The organism is Rhodoferax sp., assembly GCF_018063565.1.
Lineage (GTDB): Bacteria > Pseudomonadota > Gammaproteobacteria > Burkholderiales > Burkholderiaceae_C > Rhodoferax.
Genome location: NZ_JAGPBB010000153.1, coordinates 1 through 4,878 on the forward strand (window position 1 = coordinate 1; position 4,878 = coordinate 4,878).

General features: G+C 61.1%; 3 protein-coding genes. 2 read left to right on the plus strand and 1 reads right to left on the minus strand.

All coding sequences use genetic code 11. From position 1 onward, the window contains the following. Nucleotides 1-152 precede the first annotated feature (152 nt). Entirely contained in the window at nt 153-3,044 is a 2,892-nt protein-coding gene (gene ileS / locus KBF66_RS18795; protein ID WP_296661166.1) for an isoleucine--tRNA ligase, read from the plus strand. Between the two features lie 41 nt (nt 3,045-3,085). Then, on the plus strand, nt 3,086-3,568 hold the full coding sequence (gene lspA, locus KBF66_RS18800) for a signal peptidase II (RefSeq protein ID WP_296661172.1): 483 nt from the start codon (nt 3,086-3,088) through the stop codon (nt 3,566-3,568). A gap of 71 nt (nt 3,569-3,639) precedes the next feature. On the opposite strand, the gene KBF66_RS18805 is transcribed toward lspA, so the two are convergent. Then, the coding region (locus tag KBF66_RS18805) for a DEAD/DEAH box helicase (RefSeq protein WP_296661169.1) at nt 3,640-4,878 on the minus strand (1,239 nt) is incomplete at its 5' end.

Consider the following 4,878-nt stretch of genomic DNA (forward strand, 5'->3'; position numbering starts at 1 on the left):
AGCCGCCCGCAAAGGGCTACAGTAAAATCCGCCAGCCCGGGCAGCAGCACCGACCACCCGACGAACCCAACCACGAATTCCTTGACGCATTGACCGCTGGCATCCGCAAAAAGCCGCCAGGATGCCACCGCCACCTTTGCTCTTTCGCCACCATGACCACACAAGACCCACAGACGCAGCCGCCCGCCAAAGCCGACTACCGCAGCACCCTGAACCTGCCCGACACCCCCTTCCCCATGCGTGGCGACCTGCCCAAGCGCGAGCCGCAATGGGTCAAGCAGTGGGAAGACCAGGGCCTGTACCAAAAACTGCGCGATTCGCGCAAAGGCCAACCCAAGTTCATCCTGCACGATGGTCCGCCGTATGCCAACGGCCAGATTCACATGGGCCACGCAGTCAACAAGATATTGAAAGACATGATCGTCAAGGCGCGCCAGCTCAAAGGGCTGGACGCCGCTTACATCCCGGGGTGGGACTGTCACGGTCTGCCGATCGAGAACGCGATTGAAAAGAAGTTTGGCCGCAATCTGGCACGTGACGACATGCAGGCCAAAAGCCGCGCTTACGCCACCGAGCAAATCGCGCTGCAAATGGCCGACTTCAAGCGGCTGGGTGTATTGGGCGACTGGGACCACCCCTACCGCACCATGGACTTCAAGAACGAAGCCGATGAGATCCGCGCCTTCAAGCGGGTGATTGAGCGCGGTTTTGTCTATAGGGGCCTCAAACCGGTGTACTGGTGTTTTGACTGCGGCTCCAGCCTGGCCGAGTTCGAAATCGAATACGCCGACAAAAAATCACAAACGCTAGACGTGGGCTTTTTGTGCGCTGAGCCTGACAAGCTCGCGGCCGCCTTTGGGCTAAGTGAACTGGCGATGGACGCCTTTGTGGTGATCTGGACCACCACCGCCTGGACCATTCCCGCCAACCAGGCGCTCAACCTGAACCCGGAGCTGACTTACGCGCTGGTAGATACCGAACGCGGTTTGCTGGTGCTGGCCGAGAGCTTGGTTGAAAAATGCATGACGCGTTTTGGGTTGAACGGCACCGTGATCGCCACCACAACCGGCAGGACGCTGGGCGGCATCAACTTCAAGCACCCGCTGGCCCATGTGCACCCGGGTTACGACCGTTTCAGCCCGATTTACCTGGCCGACTACGCCACCGCCGAAGACGGCACCGGCATTGTGCACAGCGCACCAGCCTATGGTGTGGACGACTTTCACAGTTGTGTGTCGCATGGCATGGCGTATGACGACATCCTCAACCCGGTGCAAGGCAACGGTGTCTATGCACCCGAGTTGCCGTTGTTTGGCAACCAGCACATCTGGAAAGCCTGCCCGGTCATCATTGACGCGCTGCGGGATGCCGGGCGACTGTTTGCCTCCGAGAACATCGTGCACAGCTACCCGCACTGTTGGCGTCACAAGACACCGGTCATTTACCGGGCGGCGGCCCAATGGTTTATCCGCATGGACGACGGCGCTGGCGTCTTTACCAAAGAAAAAGCACCGCTGACGCTTAGGCAGACTGCGTTGGCAGCTATTGAAAACACAGCGTTTTATCCTGAAAACGGCAAGGTGCGCCTGCGCGACATGATCGCCGGTCGACCCGACTGGTGTATCAGCCGCCAGCGCAGCTGGGGCGTGCCGCTGCCGTTTTTTATCCACAAGGACAGCGGTGAGTTACATCCGCGCACGATGGAGATTCTGGATATTGCGGCGGACATGGTGGAACACGGCGGCATTGAAGCCTGGAGCAAGGCCACGCCCGAGGCCATTCTGGCGACCATCGACTGTCAGGCCGATGCGCCCCACTACACCAAGAGCAGCGACATTCTGGAGGTGTGGTTTGACTCCGGCACTACCCACACCACGGTGCTCAAAGGCTCACACCCCGGCAGCGGCCATGACAGCGGCCCAGAGGCCGATCTGTACTTGGAGGGCCACGACCAGCACCGCGGCTGGTTCCACTCCAGCCTGCTGACCGCCTGCGCCATGTTTGACCGCGCGCCGTACCTGGGCATCCTGACACACGGCTTCACGGTGGACAGCAAAGGCCACAAGATGAGCAAGAGCGCCGGCAACGGCGTTGACCCGCAGGAAACCAGCAAGAAGCTGGGTGCCGAGATCATCCGCCTGTGGGTGGCTGCCAGCGACTACTCGGGCGACATCGCTGGGGACGACAAGATCCTGGCGCGCGTCGTGGATATTTACCGTCGCATCCGCAACACGCTCAAGTTCCTGCTGGCCAACACCCACGACTTTGACCCAGCGGTGGATGCCGTGGCAGCGGACCAACTGCTGGAGATTGACCGCTATGCGCTGAGCCGCGCCGCCCAGCTGCAAGCCGAAGTGCTGGCGCATTTTGAGGTGTATGAATTCCACCCGGTGGTGGCCAAGCTGCAGATCTACTGCAGCGATGACCTGGGCGGGTTTTACCTCGACATCCTGAAAGACCGGCTCTATACCACCGCCGCCAACTCGCTGGCGCGGCGCAGCGCCCAAACCGCGCTGTGGCAGATCACCCAGGCGCTGCTGCGCTGGATGGCACCTTTCCTGAGCTTCACCGCCGAAGAAGCCTGGAGCGTGTTGGGCGCACAGGGCAAAACGCCAGTTGCCAGCCGTGACTCGATCTTTATGGACACCTACAGTCCGCTTGCGGCACCCAATGACGCGCTGCTGGCCAAGTGGGCACGCATCCGCGAGATTCGAGACGCGGTGAACAAGGAGATTGAGGTCTTGCGCGCCGCAGGCCAGGTGGGCTCGTCCTTGCAGGCCGTAGTGCGCCTCACCGTGGTAGCCGATGACCACGCGCTTCTGGCTAGTCTGGGCGATGATCTGAAGTTTGTGTTCATCACCTCTGCTATTGAGTTGATTGCTGGTGACGCCCTATCCATAAGCACTAGCGCCTCAAATGCCGTGAAATGTGAGCGCTGCTGGCATTACCGTGATGATGTTGGTACGGACCCGGCCCACCCCACCCTGTGTGGCCGCTGCACCAGCAATCTGTTTGGTGCCGGTGAAACGCGGGTGTTTGCCTGATGGCGACACGCAAGGCTGGCACAGGCGGCGCTGTGCGGCCCATGGCGTCGGGCAGCAGCCTGTGGGTCTGGCTGGCGTGGGCTGCCGTGGTGCTGATCGCTGACCAGTTCACCAAGGTTCTGATCCTCGGCTACTACCAGTTGGGCGACCAGACACCAGTGACCAGCTTCTTCAACGTGGTGCGGGTGCACAACAGCGGCGCGGCGTTTTCGTTTCTGGCGGGTGCGGCGGGCTGGCAACGCTGGTTCTTCACCGTGATCGGCCTGGTGGCGGCGGTGGTGATCGTCTGGCTGCTACGTGCCCATGCAGAGCAAAAGTTGTTTGCCTTTGCGCTGGCCAGCATACTGGGTGGCGCGGTCGGGAATGTGATCGACCGCCTGCTGCACGGCTATGTGATCGACTTTCTGGATTTTTATTGGGGCAACTGGCACTTCCCGGCGTTTAACGTGGCCGACAGTGCGATCACGCTCGGGGCGACCTGCCTGATCCTTGACGAACTGCTGCGGGTGCGCCGCGGACGCTGACGCCGCAAAGCCCAAACGCAAAAAAGCCCGCTGGCGTGTTAAGCGCAGCGGGCTTTTTGTGTTAATACTGATCAGCGGTCGTTCTTGGAAAAGCGCTTTTGCGCGTCACGCGGCACAAACACCTTGCCACCCCCCGCCGGTTTGGAAAATGCGGTTTTGCCAAACGCCGGTTTGCGCGCGGCGAAGTCACCATGCGGTGCGCCCGGGCCACGGTCATTGCGGTCACCGGCAAATCGGTCATTGAAGCCACCTTTGCGCTCGTAGCTGAAGGGCTCACGCGCGGGTGCTGCGGGGCGTTCATCACGTTGTGCAAAGCCACCTGATCTATTATTTTGGTAGCTGTCAGCGCCGACAACGCGGGGGCCAGAGGCATTTCTGTCGGCAAAACCACCCCGGTTGTCGTTAAAACCGCCACGGTCGCCAAAACCACCGCGGTTGCCGCCACCAAAACCGCCACTCGGACGGCCACCACCACCAAACTTGCGGTCGCGGTCACCAAAACCTCCCCGACCACCAAAGCCGCCGCGCGGTGCCTCAGGGCTACGCTGCTGAGGCTCCAAGCCCGGCACCACCTCAGCCTTGATGGGCTGGCGCGTGTAGGCTTCGATGTCAAAAATCTTGCGGCGGTCGCGGAACTCTGCAAAGGTCACGGCTAGGCCATCCCGCCCAGCGCGGCCGGTACGGCCAATGCGGTGGGTGTAGTCTTCGGCCTTCATCGGCAGGCCAAAGTTGAAGACGTGGGTGATGGTGGGCACGTCCAGGCCACGCGCGGCCACGTCGGTGGCCACCAGAATCTGCACCTGACCCTGGCGCAGCGCCATCAAACGGCGGTTGCGCAAGCCCTGGCTCAAAGCACCATGCAGGGCCACCGCGTCAAAACCGTCTTGCTGCAAGTCATTGGCCAGGCCGTCACATTCAATCTGTGTGCTGGCAAACACGATGGCCTGGTTGATACCGGTATCGCGCAGCCAATGGTCAAGCAGCTTGCGTTTGTGCTGCGCGTTGTCGGCCCAGAACATCACCTGCTTGATGTTGGCGTGTTTTTCCTGCGGGTTGTCGATGGTGATGCGCTGCGGTTCGCGCATGACACGGGCAGCAAGCTGCTGGATACGCGGCGCAAAAGTGGCACTGAACATCATGGTCTGCTTGCGCGCGATGGTCAGTTGGTTGATTTCAGCCAGGTCATCGGCAAAACCCAGGTCGAGCATGCGATCGGCCTCGTCCACCACAAGAAACTGCACCTGATCAAGCTTGATCTGCATCGAGCGCTGCAGGTCCAGCAAACGGCCCGGTGTGGCCACCACCAGGTT

Excerpts from the sequence above, each read along its gene's own strand:
- lspA (WP_296661172.1), top strand. The coding sequence starts at position 3,086 with ATGGCGTCGGGCAGCAGCCTGTGGGTCTGGCTGGCGTGGGCTGCCGTG.
- ileS (WP_296661166.1), top strand. The coding sequence starts at position 153 with ATGACCACACAAGACCCACAGACGCAGCCGCCCGCCAAAGCCGACTAC.